General features: G+C 60.7%; 18 protein-coding genes. 13 read left to right on the top strand and 5 right to left on the bottom strand.

Annotation, left to right across the window (positions count from 1 at the left end; all coding sequences use genetic code 11):
- Nucleotides 1–78: 78 nt before the first annotated feature.
- Together QAO71_RS13175 and QAO71_RS13170 are read left to right on the top strand one after the other, a co-directional pair.
- Nucleotides 79–2394, top strand: a complete 2316-nt coding sequence (locus QAO71_RS13175; protein WP_280164649.1) for an EAL domain-containing protein — start codon at nucleotides 79–81, stop codon at nucleotides 2392–2394.
- Nucleotides 2391–3263, top strand: a complete 873-nt coding sequence (locus QAO71_RS13170) for a phosphate/phosphite/phosphonate ABC transporter substrate-binding protein (protein ID WP_280164648.1) — start codon at nucleotides 2391–2393, stop codon at nucleotides 3261–3263. Before QAO71_RS13175 ends, QAO71_RS13170 begins: the two co-directional genes overlap by 4 nt.
- Before the next feature lies 1 nt (nucleotide 3264).
- On the opposite strand, the gene trmA is transcribed toward QAO71_RS13170, so the two are convergent.
- Both trmA and QAO71_RS13160 read right to left on the bottom strand, forming a co-directional pair.
- Complete coding sequence (gene trmA / locus QAO71_RS13165) at nucleotides 3265–4350, bottom strand: tRNA (uridine(54)-C5)-methyltransferase TrmA (protein ID WP_280164647.1); 1086 nt, start codon at nucleotides 4348–4350, stop codon at nucleotides 3265–3267.
- Complete coding sequence (locus QAO71_RS13160; protein WP_036989460.1) at nucleotides 4350–5642, bottom strand: NCS2 family permease; 1293 nt, start codon at nucleotides 5640–5642, stop codon at nucleotides 4350–4352. Before QAO71_RS13160 ends, trmA begins: the two co-directional genes overlap by 1 nt.
- Nucleotides 5643–5823: 181 nt before the next feature.
- Here QAO71_RS13160 and QAO71_RS13155 point away from each other — a divergent pair, with 181 nt between their 5' ends.
- Nucleotides 5824–6438 carry an FKBP-type peptidyl-prolyl cis-trans isomerase gene (locus QAO71_RS13155; protein ID WP_036989461.1) on the top strand — a complete coding sequence of 205 codons (615 nt, stop codon included), beginning with the start codon at nucleotides 5824–5826 and terminating at the stop codon, nucleotides 6436–6438.
- A 79-nt stretch (nucleotides 6439–6517) separates the two neighbouring features.
- Here the strand turns inward: QAO71_RS13155 and QAO71_RS13150 are convergent, their stop codons facing one another.
- Nucleotides 6518–7486: a polyprenyl synthetase family protein gene (locus QAO71_RS13150; RefSeq protein WP_036989462.1), complete on the bottom strand. Its 969-nt coding sequence runs from the start codon at nucleotides 7484–7486 to the stop codon at nucleotides 6518–6520.
- 285 nt (nucleotides 7487–7771) lie between these two features.
- Between QAO71_RS13150 and rplU the strand changes: the two genes are divergently transcribed.
- The 4 genes from rplU (at nucleotide 7772) to proB (ending at nucleotide 10808) form a co-directional block, all read left to right on the top strand.
- On the top strand, nucleotides 7772–8083 hold the full coding sequence (gene rplU / locus QAO71_RS13145; RefSeq protein ID WP_036989463.1) for a 50S ribosomal protein L21: 312 nt from the start codon (nucleotides 7772–7774) through the stop codon (nucleotides 8081–8083).
- A gap of 19 nt (nucleotides 8084–8102) precedes the next feature.
- Nucleotides 8103–8360 carry a 50S ribosomal protein L27 gene (gene rpmA / locus QAO71_RS13140; RefSeq protein ID WP_036989464.1) on the top strand — a complete coding sequence of 86 codons (258 nt, stop codon included), beginning with the start codon at nucleotides 8103–8105 and terminating at the stop codon, nucleotides 8358–8360.
- 104 nt (nucleotides 8361–8464) lie between these two features.
- Nucleotides 8465–9673 (top strand): Obg family GTPase CgtA, encoded by a 1209-nt coding sequence (gene cgtA, locus QAO71_RS13135; RefSeq protein ID WP_036989465.1) that lies wholly within the window; start codon nucleotides 8465–8467, stop codon nucleotides 9671–9673.
- Nucleotides 9674–9689: 16 nt separating this feature from the next.
- Entirely contained in the window at nucleotides 9690–10808 is a 1119-nt protein-coding gene (gene proB, locus QAO71_RS13130) for a glutamate 5-kinase (RefSeq protein WP_036989466.1), read from the top strand.
- Between the two features lie 120 nt (nucleotides 10809–10928).
- On the opposite strand, the gene rpsT is transcribed toward proB, so the two are convergent.
- On the bottom strand, nucleotides 10929–11201 hold the full coding sequence (rpsT, locus tag QAO71_RS13125; RefSeq protein ID WP_036989467.1) for a 30S ribosomal protein S20: 273 nt from the start codon (nucleotides 11199–11201) through the stop codon (nucleotides 10929–10931).
- A 360-nt stretch (nucleotides 11202–11561) separates the two neighbouring features.
- Here rpsT and murJ point away from each other — a divergent pair, with 360 nt between their 5' ends.
- The 6 genes from murJ (at nucleotide 11562) to ispH (ending at nucleotide 19151) form a co-directional block, all read left to right on the top strand.
- The gene (murJ, locus tag QAO71_RS13120; protein WP_280164646.1) at nucleotides 11562–13130 is read left to right on the top strand and encodes a murein biosynthesis integral membrane protein MurJ; all 1569 of its coding nucleotides are present in this window, start codon (nucleotides 11562–11564) and stop codon (nucleotides 13128–13130) included.
- Between the two features lie 231 nt (nucleotides 13131–13361).
- The gene (ribF, locus tag QAO71_RS13115) at nucleotides 13362–14300 is read left to right on the top strand and encodes a bifunctional riboflavin kinase/FAD synthetase (protein ID WP_280164645.1); all 939 of its coding nucleotides are present in this window, start codon (nucleotides 13362–13364) and stop codon (nucleotides 14298–14300) included.
- 11 nt (nucleotides 14301–14311) lie between these two features.
- A complete protein-coding gene (ileS, locus tag QAO71_RS13110; RefSeq protein WP_280164644.1) occupies nucleotides 14312–17143 on the top strand; it encodes an isoleucine--tRNA ligase in 2832 nt (943 codons plus the stop codon).
- Nucleotides 17136–17630 carry a signal peptidase II gene (gene lspA / locus QAO71_RS13105; RefSeq protein ID WP_280164643.1) on the top strand — a complete coding sequence of 165 codons (495 nt, stop codon included), beginning with the start codon at nucleotides 17136–17138 and terminating at the stop codon, nucleotides 17628–17630. The genes ileS and lspA overlap by 8 nt, the downstream gene beginning before the upstream one ends.
- Nucleotides 17631–17731: 101 nt before the next feature.
- Nucleotides 17732–18169, top strand: a complete 438-nt coding sequence (gene fkpB / locus QAO71_RS13100; protein ID WP_036990253.1) for an FKBP-type peptidyl-prolyl cis-trans isomerase — start codon at nucleotides 17732–17734, stop codon at nucleotides 18167–18169.
- A gap of 34 nt (nucleotides 18170–18203) precedes the next feature.
- The gene (ispH, locus tag QAO71_RS13095; protein WP_280164642.1) at nucleotides 18204–19151 is read left to right on the top strand and encodes a 4-hydroxy-3-methylbut-2-enyl diphosphate reductase; all 948 of its coding nucleotides are present in this window, start codon (nucleotides 18204–18206) and stop codon (nucleotides 19149–19151) included.
- 39 nt (nucleotides 19152–19190) lie between these two features.
- On the opposite strand, the gene QAO71_RS13090 is transcribed toward ispH, so the two are convergent.
- On the bottom strand, nucleotides 19191–20237 hold the full coding sequence (locus tag QAO71_RS13090; protein WP_280164641.1) for a Nudix family hydrolase: 1047 nt from the start codon (nucleotides 20235–20237) through the stop codon (nucleotides 19191–19193).
- Between the last annotated feature and the right edge of the window lie 3 nt (nucleotides 20238–20240).

Below are 20240 nucleotides of genomic sequence, written 5' to 3'. Positions count from 1 at the left end.
AGAAGATGCTGCAATCTCTATGTAATGCCTTTGTGCCACTATTCTGATTGATAGCGTCTCTTTCCTAATCGGTACCCCATGGCCAACCATCACAGCTCGCCTGTTCCAATCGGTCTCGTCCAGCGCGCCATCGTCATATCGGGCGCGCTGATCGTGCTGTTTCTATGGGTGATGTTCTACTACCACAACGACCAGATTCATGATGAGCGGCTGAAGGCCGAGGCAGCGGAGCACCTGAACCTGTCGGTCATTATTGCGGAGAACCTGCGGCAGATGGCCGACCGTGCCAAGGCCGCCGGTGGTATCTACCGCAGTGAGCAACAGCAGGGTGGTGACGTGGCCGAGCGCCTGTCCAGGCTGCTGGCCGGTGACCCGGTGTTCAATCGATTGAGCGTGTTCGGGGCGCGGGGGCAGTTACTGTTTGCCAGTCATGAGGCCGGTCTTGCGGTGCTGCCACCGGCCTGGCTTGAGAGGTTGCATAGCGATACCGAGGTCACGGCCAACGAGCCTTTCATTCCGCCGGCCCTGGGCGACGCCCAGACGCACTGGCCGTTTCCCAACTGGCGTCTGCCCTTTCTCGTTCCCCTGGCCGGCAGTGACGGCCAGGTCATGCTGGTGGAGATGGATATCGGCTATCTGGTCAGTCTGTATCACTACATCGATCTCGGCCAGACCGGCTTCATCCAGCTACTGGATGCCAGCAACAGGGAGCGCATGCGAGCCGACTCCAGTGGCGTGATCATTGGCGGAGCGACCCTGAGCCCGGCGCCTGGCCAGGATGGTAGCGCCGTGTACACCTCGCGGGTGGGCAGCAAGCTCTATCAAAGCGCCTTCCATGGCATGCCGCAGCATGGCTTCACCGTGGTGATCAGCAAGCAGTACGACGAGATACTGCAGTCATTTCGCGCCGGCCAATCGCGCCAGTTGTTGTTCAATGGCGTCATGACCCTGGCGGTGTTGATCTGCGTATTCTGGATGGTCAGGATGCTGCACGGCCAACAGGCGGCACTGCGCACCTTGCAGCAATCGCAGGGGGAGAACCAGCAGTTGATCGCCCGCCTGGAAAGCGAACATGAGCGCAGCAGCCGCGCCGCTTCCACCGACCACCTCAGCGGGCTGTTCAATCGTCGGCAATTCATTGAAGTGGCCAGTCGGCAACTGGTTGAGCAACGCAGCAGGCGACGGCTGCTGGCTGTATTGTTCATCGACCTGGACCGGTTCAAATCCATCAACGATACCCTCGGTCATCGCATCGGTGACTTGCTGTTGCAGGCAGTTGCCGGGCGCATCACCCGCCTGCTTGAGCCGGGTGACGAGGCGGCCCGTTTCGGTGGTGATGAGTTCGTGGTGCTATTGGCAGGTAGTCGCACCGAGCAGCAGATCATCAGTTGGGTGGACCAATTGACGCAGCGGCTGTCGGCGCCCTATCAATTGGAAGATAGCGAGGTGAATACCAGCCCGAGTATCGGTATCAGTATCTGCCCGCGTGATGGTCAGGATGTGGACAGCTTGATTCGCCATGCGGATGCGGCCATGTACTCGGCCAAACGGGCGGGCCGGGGTCGATATCGCTTCTTCGACCCGTCATTGAACGTGGCCGATGTGCAGGAATTCTATCTGGAGCAGGCCTTCGGCGAGGCGCTGGCAAAGCACCAGTTCGTATTGCACTATCAGCCGCAGATCGACCTGGATTCGATGTCGGTCACCGGTTACGAAGCGCTGGTGCGTTGGAAGCATCCTGATTTCGGGCTGATCTACCCGGACCGCTTCATTTCCATTGCCGAACGCAGCGGCTTTATCATCGGGCTGGGTGAGGAGGTTATTACGCTTGCTTGCCGGCAGTTGGCCGCTTGGGGCGATGAAGGGCTCGATACCCGGGTGGCGGTAAATGTGTCGGCGATACAGCTGAGTCAGCCGCATTTCAGCAGTATGGTGTTGCGGCAACTGGCTGAGACGGGGGTGGAAACGTGGCGGTTGGAGTTGGAAATTACCGAAACCGCTATTCTTGAGAAGGAAAGCATGGCTATTGCCAGCCTGGAAACGCTACGCGCTGCCGGGCTGGGAGTAAGCCTGGACGATTTCGGTAGCGGCTACGCCGGTTTCGCGCACCTACAATCACTGCCCGTGAACAAACTGAAGATTGACCGTGGCCTGATCGCCCAGTTATCCAACAGCCACGATGACAGCCTGATCGTGTCCTTCACCATTACTCTGGCCAAGCGGCTGTCGCTGCGGGTGGTGGCCGAGGGAGTGGAAACGCCAGAACAACTGGTTTATCTCCGTCTTGCCGGCTGTGACCTGGTGCAGGGATATCACTTCAGCCGGCCCATGCCCGCTGAACAGGTGGCTGAATTCGAGCGTGGTTTCCATGCCACCAAGGTCAATGCCGAATGAGAGTCCTGTTGTGTGGTCTGGTGTTTCTGCTGTCGCTGCAGGCTCCCGTTGTTCTGGCTGACGCTGCGCACTGCCGCCAGGCTGGACTGAGCATCGCTACGGTGCCAGTGAAGAACATCGACCAACTTATCGAGGAATATCAGCCACTGGCCGAGTGGCTGAGCGAGGGGCTGGATATGCCAGTACAGATACTGCGCTCCAGCTCCTATGAAAGCGTAATTGATGCCATCGTCTCCGGTGGTGCGGATATCGCCTTGCTCGGTCCGGCCTCCTATCTCACAGCGCACCGGCAGAATGACGGCATTGAGGCTTTTGCCTCCATGGCCATGCAGGGTGGTTATTTTTCGTCGGCGGGGGACTATTACCAGTCCATTCTGGTGGTGCGGGCCGACAATGGCATGGATAGCCTGGAGGATACCCGCGGGCAGCGCTTGGCGCTGAGCGATCCTGCCAGCACTTCGGGAGCACTGATCCCCCACCGCGAATTCCCCGTCAGTGGTGGCAGCCCTTTGCATCAGCACTTCGATCGGCAGATCTATGCCGGATCACACGACAAGGCATTGGATGCACTGTTGCTGGGGCGAGTTGGGGCAGCTTTCGTATCCAGCGTACGTGCCGATGAGTATCTCCGACGCGGGCTTATCACCACCGATTCGCTACGGGTGCTCTGGCGCTCGGCACCCATTCACTATGATCCCTTCGTCTTCAGCAGCGAGCTGTGTCAAGACTTGAAAACCCAGATTCGCGAACTGATGCTCGAGCGTTCGCCAGCGATGCAGGTCTTTCTGCAATCGCAGCGGGCGGCGCGGATCATTCCGGTCGCCCACCAGGCCTACGAGCCGCTGCTGCAGTTGATGACGCCGCGCTGAATCAGCGGCGCTCCAGCAGCACTCCCGATTCCATGTGATGGGTATAGGGGAACTGGTCGAACAGGGCGCAGCGGACGACACGGTGCGTCTCATGCAGTTCGTCCAGGTTGGCCGCCAGGGTCTGCGGGTTGCAGGAGATATACAGGATACGCTGGTAGCCCTTGACCAGTTCGAGGGTGGCCGGGTCCAGTCCGGCGCGGGGCGGATCGACGAATACGGTGCCGAAGTCATAGCCGCTCAGGTCGATACCCTGCAGCCGCCGGAACTCGCGCACGCCGGTCAAGGCCTGGGTGACTTCCTCGCTGGACAGGCGCACCAGGGTGACGTTATCCACCTGGTTCAGGGCGATATTCTCCAGCGCCGAGCGCACCGAGCTCTTTGACAGTTCGGTCGCCAGTACCCGGCGAAAGCGGGTGGACAGCGGCAGGGTGAAGTTGCCGTTGCCGCAATAGAGCTCCAGCAGATCATCGGCATTATCATCGGCCACCTCCTGCGCCCAGGCGAGCATATGCTGGTTAACCTGGCCGTTGGGCTGGGTGAAGCCGCCTTCGGCCTGCTGGTAATGCCAGGTGCGGTCGTTGACGCTCAGCGCCTCCAGCACGTGATCACGCTGCAGCACCCGTTTGCGCCCGCGGCTGCGGCCAATCAACAGAATATCCAGCTGTTGCGCCAGGGCCGTGGCTGCCGCATCCCATTCTTCATCAATGGGGCGGTGGTAGCACAGAGTGACCAGGGCCTCACCAGTCAGCGTGGTGAGAAACTCGATCTGGAACAGCTTGCGGCCCAGCAGCGGATCGGCCTTGCAGGCTTCCAGCAAGGGCATCATCAGCTCGTTGATGCGTTTGCTGGCGATCGGTAGTTGCTCGATCAGGATCGGCCGGCGGTTGTCGCCCGGCTCGAACATGGCGTAGTGGGGCTGGCCCTGCTCGTACCACAGGCGAAACTCTGCGCGCAGACGAAAATGTTCGCGCGGTGAGGTGAATACCTCCGGCTCGGGTGCGGCGAAGGGCTGCAGCAGCGACATCAGTCGCTGGCGCTTTTCCTCAAGCTGCTGGTCATAGCCAGCGGGATCGAATGCCGTACCCATCAGCTGAAGAACCCGAGTTTGACGATGAACAGGGCCGACAATATATACAGGCTCGGATTCAGCTCACGCCAGCGGCCAGACAACAGCTTGATCGCGGTCCAAGAAATGAAACCCAGGGCGATGCCGTTGGCGATGGAGAAGGTCAGCGGCATGACCAGCGCGGTTACCACCACGGGCGCTGCTTCGGTCAGGTCTTCCCAGTCGACCTGCACCAGGCCGCTGGTCATCAACACGGCAACGAAGAACAGTGCCGGTGCGGTAGCGAAGGCGGGTACGGCGCCAGCCAGCGGAGAAAGGAACAGGCTCAGCAGGAAGAGTGCGGCGACCACGCAAGCGGTCAGACCGGTGCGGCCACCGGCGGCGGTGCCGGCGGTGGATTCGACATAACTGGTGGTGGTGGACGTACCCAGCATGGAGCCGGCCATGGTGGCGGTGCTGTCGGCCATCAATGCCCGTCCCAGGCGCGGCAGCTTGCCTTCCTTATCCACCAGTCCAGCCTTTTGCGCTACTCCGATGAGGGTGCCTGAGGTGTCGAACAGGTCGACGAACAGAAAGGCGAAGATCACGCTGATCAGGCCCACTTCCATGGCGCCGGCGATATCCAGCTGCAGCAGGGTGGGAGTGAGGCTCGGCGGCGCGGAAACGAAACCCGTAGCACTGGTCAGGCCCAGCGCCAGGCTGATGAGGGTGACCAGCAGGATGCCGATCATTACCGCACCGGTCACCCGGCGGTAGGCCAGTGCGACGATGACGGCAAAACCCAGGGAAGCGAGCAGCGGCCCGGGTTGCGTCATGTCGCCGGCGCCCACCAGAGTAGCTGGATTGTCCACCACGATGCCGGCGCTCTTCAGGGCAATCAAGGCCAGGAACAGGCCGATACCCGCAGCGATGGCCGAGCGTAGCGGCAGGGGGATGCTGTTGATCACCCACTCGCGGATCTTGAAGATGCTCAGCAGGAAGAAAATAAAGCCGGAAATGAACACTGCCCCCAGTGCCACTTGCCAGCTGTAGCCCATCGAACCGACCACGGTGTAGCTGAAAAAGGCGTTGAGCCCCATGCCCGGTGCCAGGGCGATGGGATAGTTGGCCCACAACCCCATGATCAGCGAGCCGATGGCGGCCGCGATGCAGGTGGCAACGAAGGCCGCACCCGGATCAATGCCCGCATCCGCCATCATCACCGGGTTGACGAAGATGATGTAAGCCATGGTCAGAAAGGTGGTGACACCGGCAATAATCTCGGTGCGCACAGTGGTGCCATGGGCTTTGAGTTGGAACAATTTATCCAGCATGACGGGGTCTCGGTTGGGATTGGGGGCGAAAAGGGCGGCATTTTAGCCTATTCGATCGCCCAGCGCAGCATTGTCGGTACCCGCTGGGCCGCCAGTCGTCGCGGTAAGGTTCGGCAGCGCAGAGGGTGAATTTTTACCAACGTTGTGTCAGGCTTTACGGTCATTTTTCCGGAGAGCCGTCATGAGCAATACTTTCGAAACCGACGAACAGCGTGTGAGCTACGGCATTGGCCGTCAAATGGGCGACCAGCTGCTGTCGAGCAATATCCCCGATCTGGTGATCGAGCTGGTCATGGACGGCGTGCGGGATGCTTACACTCAGCAGGCCAGCCCGGTTGACGAAGCAGCCATGCAGGCGGCTTTCCAGACGCTGCAGGGTAAGATGCAGGCGCTGGCCGAGGAATCTGCTCGCGCCGCCGGCAAGGCTGGCCTGGAATTCCTCGAGCGCAACGCCGCCCGCGACGGTGTGGTAACACTGCCGTCCGGCCTGCAGTACGAAGTGATCGAAGCCGGTAACGGCGCGACGCCGACCGCCAGCTCCACTGTGCGCACCCACTACGAAGGCACGCTGATCAGCGGCGAAGTGTTCGATAGCTCCTACAAGCGTGGTCAGCCTGCCGAGTTCCCGGTGGGTGGTGTGATCGCTGGCTGGACAGAGGCGCTGCAACTGATGCAGGAAGGGGCTAAATGGCGTCTGTATATTCCTTCCAACCTGGCCTACGGCGAGCGTGCCGCCGGCAGCATCCCGCCGCACAGCACACTGATCTTCGATATCGAGTTGATCCAGGTTTTGTAAGGCGTTTCAGCGGGGCGACCTTGCGGTTGCCCCGTGTTGGATGGTCTGGTCGGATTGCTGCTGGAGCGATTGCTTCAAATCAGAACTGACGATCTACCGCAAACCGTGCCAGCTGCTCCAGCGCATCCCGGTAGACTGACGGCGGCAGGGTCTGCAGCAGGCTGATCGCCTCATCCGCATGCTGGCGCGCCAGATTGGCGGTGTATTCCAGGGCGCCACTGTTTTCCACGGCTTCACGGATAACTGCGATGTCGTCGGTTCCGCCTTTCTGGATCGCCTTGCGCACCAGGCTGGCCTGTTCCGGCGTGCCTTCGCGCATGGTGTAGATCAGCGGCAGGGTGGGTTTGCCTTCGGCCAGGTCGTCGCCGACGTTCTTGCCCATGGCTTCGGCATCGCCGTTGTAGTCCAGTAGGTCGTCTATCAACTGGAAAGCGATACCCAGCGCGTCCCCATAGCGGCGCAGCGCCTCGGTTTGTTCGGCCGGTGCGTCGGCGAGCAGGGCGGCGGTATGGGTGGAAGCCTCGAACAGCATGGCAGTCTTGCTGCGGATAACTTCCATATAGGTGGCTTCGTCGGTGCTGGCGTCGCGAATCTTGGACAGCTGCAACACTTCGCCTTCGGCAATCACGTTGGTAGCGCCGGCCAACACGCGCATGATGCGCATGTCATTGAGTTCGACCATCAATTCGAAAGAGCGCGAATAAAGGAAATCACCTACCAATACGCTGGCAGCATTACCCCACAGAGCATTGGCAGTGGAACGGCCGCGGCGCAGGTCGGAAGTATCGACCACATCGTCGTGCAGCAGCGTCGAGGTATGCATGAACTCGATGATCGCCGCCAGGGTGTGTGGCCGTTCGTCGGTCAGGCCGCAGGCGCGGGCGCCAAGCAAGACCACAAGAGGGCGCAATCGCTTGCCGCCGGCGCTGATGATGTAGCTACCGATTTTCTCAACAAGCGGGACGCGGGAATGCAGTTGACGCATGATCAACTGGTTTACAGCTTCGAAGTCATCAGTGACCGCAGTGTAAAAGGGCAGGGTGGTCATCTACAGCACGCTTTCAGAAGGGTTGCGCGGCATGCTAGGCGGCGGCCAGCGTGCTGTCAAGAAAGCGAGTGGCGCGGTCTGCGCAGTCGCACGCATAAACAGCCGCCCGCGCATTGCGTTGCGCAGGATAAGTCGGTAGAATCCCCGCCCCTGAAAACCCGATTTACAGCATCCCTGTTTTGACAATGGCAAGCTCGGGCCCGATAGGCGGGTTCACTTGCAGCCATGCCGGCCACTAACCATTATTCCCAAGCGCCGGGTGAGCAGGATTACGGAGAAAGCAACATGTACGCAGTAATTGTTACTGGTGGTAAGCAGTACAAGGTCGCCGAAGGCGAATTCCTGAGAGTAGAGAAGCTGGAAGCCGAAACCGGTTCCACTATCGAATTTGATCGCGTACTGCTGGTTGGTAACGGTGACGACGTCACTATCGGTGCACCGGTTGTTGATGGCGCCAAGGTGACTGCAGAAATCAGCGCTCATGGTCGTGGCGAGAAGGTTCGTATCATCAAGTTCCGTCGTCGTAAGCACCACATGAAGCGTCAGGGCCACCGTCAGTGGTACACCGAAATCAAAATCACCGGCATCTCTGCCTAAGCATTGAGGAGATAAACTCATGGCACACAAAAAAGCAGGCGGTTCCACACGTAACGGTCGCGATTCAGAAGCCAAACGACTTGGTGTGAAACTGTACGGTGGCCAGCAGGCTACTGCCGGCAACATCATCGTTCGTCAGCGCGGCACCGAGTTCCACGCCGGCAAGAACGTTGGTATGGGCAAGGATCACACTCTGTTCGCCAAGGCTGACGGCGTGATCAAGTTTGAAGTCAAGGGTGAGTTCAACCGTCGCTACGTAAGTGTCGTAGCCGGCTGATAGCATCCCGGTTTCAAAAAGCCCTGTCTTGCGACGGGGCTTTTTTGTTTGTAGCTTAGGGCTTGTTCAATGGCCCCTCAATCAACCCCTTCAGGGGGAGCGCAATGAAATTCGTAGATGAAGTATCCATCACGGTAAAGGCCGGTGATGGCGGCAATGGGTGCATGAGTTTCCGGCGGGAGAAGTTCATCCCCAAGGGTGGTCCTGACGGTGGCGACGGCGGTGATGGCGGTTCCATCTTCCTGGAAGCCGATCCCAACCTGAACACTCTGGTCGATTATCGCTATACCCGCCGCTTCAACGCCAAGCGTGGTGAGAATGGTCGTGGTTCCGACTGCACGGGTGCCAAGGGTGAAGACATGGTTCTGCCAGTCCCCGTGGGTACCACTGTGGTCGATGCCGGCACCCAGGAAATCATCGGCGACCTGACCGAGCCAGGCCAGCGTCTGCTGGTGGCTCAGGGCGGCTTCCATGGCCTGGGCAATACGCGCTACAAGTCCAGCGTCAACCGCGCTCCCCGGCAGACATCCAACGGCAGTCTGGGTGAGTTGCGCGATCTCAAGCTGGAGCTGAAGGTGTTGGCGGACGTCGGTCTGCTGGGCCTGCCCAATGCGGGCAAGAGTACTTTCATCCGCTCGGTCTCGGCGGCTACGCCCAAGGTCGCCGATTATCCCTTCACCACCATGGTGCCCAATCTGGGTGTGGTGGACGTGGGTCAGTTGCGCAGTTTCGTCATTGCCGACATTCCCGGGGTGATTGCCGGTGCCGCCGAAGGCGCCGGGCTGGGTACGCGTTTTCTCAAGCACCTGTCGCGCACTCGGCTGCTGTTGCACCTGGTGGACATGGCACCGCTGGATCAGAGCGATCCAGTGGAAGCGATCGAGACCATTATCCATGAGCTCGGCAAGTTCAGTCCGGCGCTGACCCTGCGCGAGCGCTGGCTGGTGCTGAACAAGTGCGATCAGTTACTGGAAGACGAGCAGCAGGCGATTCTCGATGATGTGGTCGAGCGGCTGGAGTGGGAAGGTCCGGTATTCGTCATTTCCGCGGCTGAGCGCGAAGGCACTCAGGAGCTGGCCAAGGCAGTCATGAACTGGCTGGATGAGCGCGTGCTGCGTATGCAGGAAGATGAGGAATATGCTGCTGAGGTTGCCGAGCTGGACCAGCGCATCGAAGATGAGGCGCGGGCGCATATCCAGGAGCTGGATGATCGTAAGGCGCGGCGCAAGGCTGGCATCACCGATGACGAAGAGGATTTCGACGACGATGATGAAGATGGCGAAGATGGCCCGGAAATTATCTACGTTCGCTGAGCGGAGCTGAAATTGCATGCGTGACAAGGTGACTGCCGCCCGACGTTGGGTGATCAAGATTGGCAGTGCATTGCTGACCGGTGATGGTCGTGGTCTGGATCGCCAGGCCATGGCCGTGTGGGTGCAGCAGATGGCGGCCCTGCGTGAAAGTGGGGTGGATGTAGTGCTGGTGTCCTCCGGTGCCGTAGCGGCGGGCATGACCCGGCTGGGTTGGAGTGAGCGACCGAAAAGCATCCATCAGTTGCAGGCTGCCGCAGCGGTAGGGCAGATGGATCTGGTGCAGGCCTGGGAGAGCAGCTTTGAAGAGTTCGGGCTGACCACTGCCCAGGTGCTGGTCACCCATGATGACCTGTCCGACCGCAAGCGCTATCTGAATGCTCGAAGCACCCTGCGCGGCTTATTGGACTTGGGGGTGATCCCGGTCATCAATGAAAACGATACCGTTGTTACCGACGAGATCCGTTTTGGTGACAACGATACTCTGGGTGCGCTGGTAACCAATCTGGTTGAAGCTGATCTGTTGGTGATTCTTACTGATCGTGATGGCCTGTACACCGCTGACCCACGCAGCAATCCTGAAGCTGAGCTGATTTCTCAGGCCATGGCAGATGATCCGACGCTGGATGCCATGGCTGGCGGCAGTGCCGGTGCGCTGGGTCGTGGCGGGATGCAAACCAAGTTGCGCGCGTCGCGGCTGGCGGCTCGTTCCGGGGCCAGCACCATTATTGTTGGTGGTCGCATCAAACAGGTGGTTGCCCGGCTGAAGGCGGGAGAGCAGTTGGGTACCTTGTTGTTGCCCGAAAAAGGCATGCTGGCGGCGCGCAAGCAATGGCTGGCTGGGCATCTGCAGACGCGTGGGCGGCTGGTTCTCGACGAAGGCGCAGTGCGGGCCTTGGAGGGAGGGTGTTCCAGTCTGCTGCCGGTGGGGGTCAAGGCGGTCGAGGGCAATTTCCGGCGTGGCGAGATGGTTGTCTGCGCCGGTCTGGATGGCCGAGAAGTTGCCCGGGGACTGGTCAACTATGGGGCGCAGGAAGCAATGCGCATCATTGGTCGGTCCAGCGAGGAAATTGTCAGTGTGCTCGGCTATGTTGATGAGCCGGAGCTGGTCCATCGGGACAACCTGGTATTGGTCTAGGCATCTGGCGGGCCGCAAGGCCCGCATCGCCGGCTTTTCGGTAGGTGAGCGGGCTCTTTTATTCCAGGCACAAAAAAACCGGCTCAATGAGCCGGTTTTTGTATCAACGCGGAACGCGAATCAAGCGGCGGTAGCCATGGCCTTGATGTGTGCGTTCAGGCGGCTCTTGTGACGAGCGGCCTTGTTCTTGTTGATGATGCCCTTGTCAGCCATGCGGTCGATGACCGGAACGGCAGCAGTGTAGGCAGCTTGTGCTTTTTCCAGATCTTTGGCGTCGATAGCCTTGATCACGTTCTTGATGTAGGTACGAACCATGGAGCGCAGGCTTGCATTGTGATTGCGGCGCTTCTCGGCCTGCTTGGCGCGTTTCTTGGCTTGAGGTGAGTTGGCCACCGTCTTGCTCCTCAGAAAATCTAGTGAATTAGGGTATAAATAAGGTCGCGTACTGTGCCGTAGAGCGTGACCAATGTCAAGGGAGAGGCCGCTGAATTGTTCAGTGTCCTCTATTCGATACCGGGCTGGCGCAGTGAAGTGTCCAAGTATATCCGGTTAGCGCTATCATCGCGCTCTTTAGGACGACTCCAGGCCTCGAATGATAGATAACGCAATGTCTCTTTTATTGCGCCGTCGCCCGCGAAGGATCCTCCGGAACGCCGGAGCCGGACCACAAGCTGCATTCCCGGCCAGTGCCGAAAATGACGGAGTAGTGGATGTCGCTTCTTGCTTATCCAACCAGACCTATTGATGTGATACATGACTGATACTGTTCCACCGGTTAAGCCTGCCGATAAGGCCCCCAGCCTGCTGCGCTCCGGCCTGGTAGTCAGCATCATGACCATGCTGTCCCGTGTGCTGGGTATGGTGCGGGATGTGGTGGTAGCTGCCTATTTCGGCTCCCAGTCCGAGGCGGACGCCTTTTTCATCGCTTTCAAGATCCCCAACTTCCTGCGTCGGTTATTCGCCGAAGGGGCCTTCGCTCAGGCCTTCGTGCCGGTGTTATCGGAGTATCGCGCACGTTTCACCCTGGCCGAGGTGCAGAATCTGGTAAACCGGGTGACGGGCACATTGGGGCTGACACTGGCGGGCATTACGCTGCTCGGGGTGGCCGGGGCGCCGGTATTGATCACCTTGTTTGCCCCGGGCTTTCATGGTCAGACGGAGAAGCTTGCGCTGGCCACCGATATGCTGCGCATTACCTTTCCCTATCTGTTTCTGATTTCCCTGACGGCGTTATGCGGCTCGATCCTCAACAGCTACGGTCGTTTCGCCGTGCCGGCTTTCACGCCAGTGCTGCTCAATCTGTGCATGATTGGTGCGACGCTATTCATGACGCCGTATTTCGACCAGCCGATCATGGCGCTGGCCTGGGGTGTATTCATTGCCGGGGTGGCGCAGTTGCTATTCCAGTTGCCATTCCTGGCGCAGATCAAGCTGCTGCCGGTGCCGCGCCCGGATCGTCATCATGAAGGCGTGAAGCGCATCATGACCTTGATGGTGCCGGCACTGTTCGGCGTGTCGGTCAGCCAGATCAACCTGCTATTGGATACGGTGCTGGCGTCCTTCCTGCAGACCGGCAGTATCTCCTGGCTATATTACGCCGACCGGCTGTCTGAGTTGCCGCTGGGCGCCTTTGGCATCGCTATCGGAACGGTGATCCTGCCGGCGCTATCGCGCCAGCATGCCGGGGAAGACCCGAAAGCCTTTGCTGCCACTTTGGACTGGGCGGTGCGCATGGTGCTGCTGGTCGGTGTGCCGGCGGCCCTGGCGCTGTTGCTGCTGGCCGAGCCGCTGATCGCCACGTTGTTTCATTATGGTGCCATGACCGAGCGTGACGTGGTGCAGGCCGCCAATGCATTGCGGGCCTATGCCGTAGGGGTGATGACCTTCATGCTGATCAAGGTGCTGGCCCCTGGATATTTCGCCCGGCAGGACATGAAGACCCCGGTCAAGATCGCCATGATCTGCATGGGCGCCAATATGGTGTTCAACCTGATCCTGGTCTGGCCGCTGGATCACGTTGGTCTGGCGCTGGCGACTTCGCTGTCGGCGCTGCTCAATGCCGGCATGCTGTGGTGGGGATTGCGCCAGGCGGGTATCTACCAGCCGCAGCCGGGCTGGCCGCTGTTCATCATTCGGCTGGTGTTGGCCTGTGCGGCGCTGGCGGCAGTAGTGTTGTGGCTGGCGCCCGGGGTGGAGCAGTGGTTTGCCTGGGGCTGGCAGCAGAAGGCCTGGCAGATGGCTATTCTGGTGGTGGCGGGTATCGGGGTGTTTGTGGCCACGTTGGTGGCCACCGGTTTGCGGATGCGGCACCTGCGGCGCTGATCCTGCCGAGCCCTGGGACGGTCGAGCACCGGCTCGACCTGCGATGGCGCCTGAGACGCCGTTGTCGAGCTGGTGCTCGACAATCCCAGGAAACCCGCTCCTGCCAGCAATGGCCCGGCAATCAGCCAGGGCAAGGTTCAGCCATGATTGTCCATAGCCCTCCCCGATGACGCCGCACCCCCTAACCCTGTATACTTTCCGGCTTTGACCCATCTGCCGATAACGAGCGCTATGGAACTGGTCCGCGGCCTGCACAATCTGCGTCCCCATCATCGTGGGTGCGTGGCAACAATTGGTAATTTCGACGGTGTACATGCCGGGCATCAGGCGATTCTCAAGCGTCTGAGTCGTCATGCTGCGCGTCTGGGGTTGCCCGGTTGCGTGGTGATCTTCGAGCCGCAGCCCAGGGAGTATTTCGCCCCCCATAGCGCACCGCCGCGCCTGACCCGCCTGCGCGACAAGCTCGCGCTGCTGGAAGAGCAGGGCGTCGACCGAGTACTGTGCCTGGCATTCAATCGCCGCCTGCGCGAGCTGAGCGCGGATGAATTCATCCAGCAGGTGCTGATCGATGGGCTGGGCGTAAAACACCTGGAAGTGGGCGATGATTTCCGCTTCGGCTGTGATCGTGCTGGTGACTTTGCCTTGCTGCAGGTGCGTGGCCAGCAGCAGGGGTTCACCGTCGAGTCCGCCAGCACCGTGGCCGAAAGTGGCGAGCGCATCAGCAGCACCCGGGTGCGTCAGGTTCTGGCGGAGGGAGACTTCCCCCAGGCCGAGCGCCTGTTGGGTCGCCCGTTCAGCATTACCGGGCGAGTACTGCATGGCCAGAAGCTGGGCCGGACCCTGGGCGCGCCGACTGCCAATGTGCAGCTCAAGCGCATCAGTGCGCCGCTCAACGGGGTGTACCGGGTCAGCGTCGAGCTGGACGGCACACGGCACCTCGGTGCCGCCAATATTGGCACCCGTCCTACGGTGAACGGGGATGGCCAGGCGCATCTGGAAGTCCATCTGCTGGATTTCGACGGTGACCTCTACGGTCGCCGCATTACCGTGGTATTTCATGAAAAACTGCGTGACGAACGCAAGTTCGACTCGCTGGACGAGTTGCAGGCCGCCATCAAGGCTGATTTCGCCACCGCACGGGCCCAATGGGCCGCCGAATTGAACAAGTGAGCCAGGACAAGATGACTGATTACAAAGCGACGCTGAACCTGCCCGCAACAGATTTCCCGATGAAGGCCGGCCTGCCAGCCCGCGAGCCGGAAACCCTGAAACGTCTGGACAGTATCGGTCTCTACCAGCGAATTCGCGAGGTCAGCCAAGGCCGTCCCCAGTTCGTGCTGCACGACGGCCCGCCCTACGCCAACGGCAGCATTCATATCGGTCACGCGGTGAACAAGATCATCAAGGACATGATCGTGCGCTCGCGCACCCTGTCCGGCTTCGACGCGCCCTATGTACCGGGTTGGGATTGCCACGGCCTGCCGATCGAGCACAAGGTCGAGACCACCTTCGGTAAAAACCAGCCGGCGGACCAGACCCGCGAGCGCTGCCGCCATTATGCCGCTGAGCAGATCGAAGGCCAGAAAAATGACTTCATCCGCCTGGGTGTGCTGGGCGACTGGGATAATCCATACAAGACCATGGAGTTCCCCAACGAAGCGGGCGAGATCCGTGCGCTGGCGAAGATGGTCGAAGGCGGCTTCGTCTTCAAGGGCCTGAAGCCGGTCAACTGGTGCTTTGACTGTGGCTCGGCACTGGCCGAAGCCGAGGTGGAATACCAGGACAAGAAGTCCGATGCCATCGACGTGGCTTTTGTCGTCGAAGATGCGGACAAGCTGGCGGCTGCCTTTGGCGTAGCGGCACTGGCCAAGCCCGCCAGCATCGTCATCTGGACCACCACCCCCTGGACCATCCCGGCCAACCAGGCGCTGAACGTCCATCCTGACTTCATCTATGCGCTGGTCGATACGGGCGATCAGTTGCTGGTACTGGCCGAAGAACTGGCCGAGTCCAGCCTGCAGCGTTACGGCAAGCAGGGCGAGATCATTGCCCGGTGCGAAGGTCGTGCGCTGGAAAACATCCGCTTCCGCCACCCGTTCTACGAGCGCTTCTCCCCGGTGTACCTGGCGGAATACGTCGAGACCGGCGCCGGTACTGGTATCGTCCACTCGGCCCCGGCCTACGGTGAAGATGACTTCCGTACCTGCAAGCATTACGGCATGGAGAATGACGACATTCTCACCCCGGTGCAGAGCAATGGCGTCTATGTCAGTGACCTGCCGTTCTTCGGCGGCCAGTTCATCTGGAAGGCCAACGCCAATATCGTCGCCAAACTCGACGAAGTCGGCGCGCTGCTCAAGCACGAGCCGATCCAGCACAGCTACATGCACTGCTGGCGCCACAAGACTCCGCTGATCTACCGCGCCACGGCCCAGTGGTTTGTCGGTATGGACAAGGTGGTTAACGACGGCAGCTCCCTGCGCCGTCGCGCCCTGGACGCCATCGAGCAGACCCAGTTCGTCCCCGCCTGGGGGCAGGCGCGCTTGCACGGCATGATCGCCGGGCGGCCGGACTGGTGTATCTCCCGTCAGCGCAACTGGGGTGTGCCGATCCCGTTCTTCCTGCACAAGGAAAGCGGTGAGCTGCATCCGCGCACCGTCGAGCTGATGGAAGAAGTGGCCAAGCGTGTCGAGCAAGAGGGCATCGAAGCCTGGTTCAGGCTGGACGCCGCCGAACTGCTCGGCGAAGAAGCCGCCCAGTACGACAAGATCAGCGACACCCTGGACGTGTGGTTCGACTCCGGCACCACCCACTGGCACGTGATGCGCGGCTCGCACCCGATGGGTCATGAAGAAGGTCCGCGTGCCGACCTCTATCTGGAAGGTTCCGACCAGCACCGCGGCTGGTTCCACTCATCCTTGCTGACCGCTTGCGCCATCGACGGTCACGCACCGTACCGCGGCCTGCTGACCCACGGCTTCGTGGTTGACGAGAACGGTCGCAAGATGTCCAAGTCGCTGGGCAACGTGGTCGCCCCGCAGGAAGTGAACGACAGTCTGGGTGCCGATATCCTGCGCCTGTGGGTGTCCTCCACCGACTACTCCGGTGAAATGGCCGTTTCCAAGCAGATCCTGCAACGCAGCGCCGATGCCTATCGCCGCATCCGCAATACCACGCGCTTTTTGCTGTCGAACCTCAACGGTTTTGACCCGAAGCAGCATGCTCTGCCCCCGGAGCAGATGCTCGACCTGGACCGCTGGGCCGTGGATCGCGCGCTGCTGCTGCAACAGGAAATCAGCGAAGCCTACGACACCTACAAGTTCTGGAACGTCTACCAGAAGGTGCATAACTTCTGCGTGCAGGAGCTGGGCGGTTTCTATCTGGACATCATCAAGGACCGCCAGTACACCACCGGTGCCGACAGCACTGCACGGCGCTCCTGTCAGACCGCCATGTACCACATCGCCGAGGCGCTGGTGCGCTGGATTGCGCCGATCCTGGCCTTTACCGCCGAGGAAATTTGGCAGTACCTACCGGGCGAACGCAACGAATCGGTCATGCTCAACACCTGGTATGACGGTCTGACGGCGCTGCCGGCAGGCATTGAGCTGGACCGGGCCTTCTGGGAGCAGGTACTGGCGGTGAAGATCGCGGTGAACAAGGAACTGGAAAACCTGCGCAACGCCAAGGTTCTCGGCGGTAATCTGCAGGCGGAAGTTACCCTGTACGCCGACGAGCAGGTCAGCGCTACGCTGAACAAGCTGGGCGACGAGCTGCGCTTCGTGCTGATCACCTCCGCCGCGCGCATCGCGCCGCTGGCCGACGCGGATGACAGTGCCGTCGCCACCGAGGTATCCGGCCTGAAGCTGAGCATCGTCAAATCAGGGCACAGCAAGTGCGTCCGTTGCTGGCATTTCCTACCGGACGTGGGTAGCCATGCTGCGCATCCCGAGATCTGCGGCCGCTGCGTCGAGAACATCGAAGGGCAGGGCGAGGTGCGCAAGCATGCCTGACCTGCGTCGCAGCGGACTGGTCTGGTTGTGGCTCAGCGTCGTGGTCATTGCGCTGGACCTGCTGACCAAGTGGGTGGCGGAGTCCAGCCTGAGACTGTACCAGCAGGTTCCGGTGATCGATGGTCTGTTCAGCTTCACCCTGGCCTATAATACCGGGGCTGCGTTCAGCTTCCTGTCGGACGCCGGCGGCTGGCAGCGCTGGTTTTTCATCGCCATTGCCGTGGGCGTAAGCATCATGCTGCTGGTCTGGTTGTCGCGTCTGGCCCGGGATAAATGGCTGGAAGCGCTGGCGCTGGCGCTGATTCTTGGCGGCGCGCTCGGTAATTTGTACGATCGCATCGTGCATGGCCATGTGGTGGATTTCATCCTGGTGCATTGGCAGCAGAGCTGGTTCTTCCCGGCCTTCAATATCGCTGACAGCGCCATCACCGTAGGCGCGGCGCTGATGATTCTGGATATGTTTCGGCCGGGGAAAAAGGACAGCTGACCGACTCCTGCAGAAGCGGCGCTGTCGCTGCGCTGGTCCGCAAAGCGGGCCCGGGTTTCTCCGGCAGCCATACCCTGCCATTCAACGTATTTGAGACAGACATGACCGACATCCGCATCAACCACGACACTGAAGTCACTCTGCACTTCACCCTGAAACTGCCCAGCGGCGACGTAGTTGATTCCACCGTGGGCAAAGCTCCGGCCACCTTCAAAGTCGGTGACGGCAGCCTGCTGCCCGGCTTCGAAGCCAGCCTGTTCGGTCTCAAGGCCGGCGACAAGCGCAGCTTTGAAGTTGAGCCCGAGCGTGGCTTTGGCCCCGGCAACCCACAGAACATCCAGACCGTGCCCCGCGACCAGTTCAGCGAAATGGAACTGGAGCCCGGCTTGCTGGTCATCTTCCGGGACGCCGCCGGCGGAGAAATGCCCGGCGTGGTCAAGACCATTCACGATACTGTGGTAGAAGTGGACTTCAACCACCCGCTGGCTGGCAAGGTCATCACCTTCGAGGTGGAAATCATCGAGGTGAAGGCGGCCTGAGCCGCCATTGACCATGACTCAATCGAGGCTTCCCATGCAGATCAAACTGGCCAATCCGCGCGGCTTCTGTGCCGGTGTCGACCGCGCCATCGAAATCGTCAACCGCGCGCTGGAAGTATTCGGCCCACCGATCTATGTGCGCCATGAAGTGGTGCATAACAAATTTGTCGTCGAGGACCTGCGTAACCGCGGTGCGGTCTTTGTCGATGAGCTGGATGAGATTCCCGACGACGTCATCGTCATCTTCAGCGCCCACGGTGTATCCAAGGCCGTGCGTGACGACGCTGATGCCCGCGGTCTGAAAGTGTTCGACGCCACCTGCCCGCTGGTGACCAAGGTGCATATGGAAGTGGTGCGCTACAGCCGTGATGGCCGCGAATGCATCCTTATCGGCCACGCCGGGCATCCGGAAGTGGAAGGCACCATGGGGCAGTACGATGGCAGCAACGGTGGCGCTATCTATCTGGTGGAAAACGAGGACGATGTCGCCCGGCTGCAAGTGAAAGATCCCTCGCGCCTGGCCTTCGTCACTCAGACCACGCTATCCATGGACGACACCGCACGTGTCATCGACGCCCTGCGCAAGCATTTCCCGGCTATCGAAGGCCCGCGCAAGGACGACATCTGCTACGCCACCCAGAACCGCCAGGATGCGGTCAAGCAGCTGGCCGGTGAGTGTGATCTGGTATTGGTGGTCGGCAGCCCCAACAGCTCCAACTCCAACCGCCTGCGTGAGCTGTCGGATCGTATGGGTACACCTGCCTACCTGATCGATGGCGCCGACGAAATCCTCCCGGAATGGCTAGAAGGCGTTACCAACATCGGCGTCACCGCCGGCGCCTCCGCCCCCGATGTGCTGGTGCAGCAGGTTATTCAACACCTGCGCGACAGCGGCGCCACCGGCGTGCAGGAGCTGGACGGCCGGGAAGAGAATATCGTCTTCAGCATGCCCAAGGAACTGCGGGTAGTGGAAATTACCTGACGGTTTCGGGTTGTCGCGCACCCGCGCGACGCCCCGACTTCATCCCCAGAGCTGCCGTATCCCCGCTATGCCCTGAGCCCCTGCCTCGAAGGCATCCGGCAGCTCGTCAGCCGACAACCCACCCAGTAAGTACACAGGTATGTTCACCGAGTCGATCAGCTCTCTGGCGCGCTCCCAGCCCAGGGGTTGGGCATCAGGATGGCTGGCGGTAGAGTTGATGGGGGAGAGCGTCACAAAATCGACTCCTAGATCGGCGGCCATCTTCAACTCTTCCGCGTTGTGGCAGGAGGCGGCGAGTAGGGCTCGGGGGCTCAGGGAGTCCGGTTTGCTGGAGCCCTGCAAAGGCGACCGCGGCGAGGGTGCCGCTCCTTCCGGAGAACCAGCAACAACTTCGTTCTGTATCGAGCCGATGGTAGCCGTGGGCTGCCCCTGAGTTTGCCTGGTCCACATCGTACGCAATTGTCGACTGGTCAGGTGCCAGCCGGCACCCGGCCATACAGGTGACGTATCGCCTTTCAGCATCCACTGAAAGTCGCCGCCAAACTTTTCCAACACTCGCTGTGCCAATGCCCGATACGCCGCGTCGTCCAGCCCGGTCTGCCGCAATTGCACCATTTTGATACCCGCGTCCCGAGCCCGTTCCAGCCCAGAAAACAGCTCCGCCTCGTCCGCCACATCGGGGGTAATCAGATACTGCTCCGGCAACTGCGCCGCTCGCACGATAGGCGCATTGGCGGCAGGAAACGCATACCCATCCAGCTCCGCAGCCGCCACCCAGCGCACCGGCTGCCCCTCAGCGCCGTGGGCCTCGCCATCAAACCCCGTCACCAGCCATACATCCAGTCGCACTGACTTGTCGGGATAGTCATGGCGAATATCCAGCAGCGGGCGGGCCTCGGTAACGGCAATGCCCAGCTCTTCCAGCAGCTCCCGCCCCAGCCCGTCGCGGCGGGTTTCGCCTTCCTCAACCTTGCCACCGGGAAACTCCCACAACCCGCCCTGATGTGCATGGTCGGGACGCTTGGCAATCAGAATACGGTTCTGTGCGTCACGGATGGCGGCGGCGATGACATGGACACGGCGCATGGA

This window comes from Halopseudomonas sp. SMJS2 (assembly GCF_029866945.1).
GTDB lineage: Bacteria > Pseudomonadota > Gammaproteobacteria > Pseudomonadales > Pseudomonadaceae > Halopseudomonas > Halopseudomonas bauzanensis.
The sequence above is the reverse complement of the archived record's forward strand: the minus strand, read 5'-3'. Positions and strand labels throughout refer to the sequence as shown.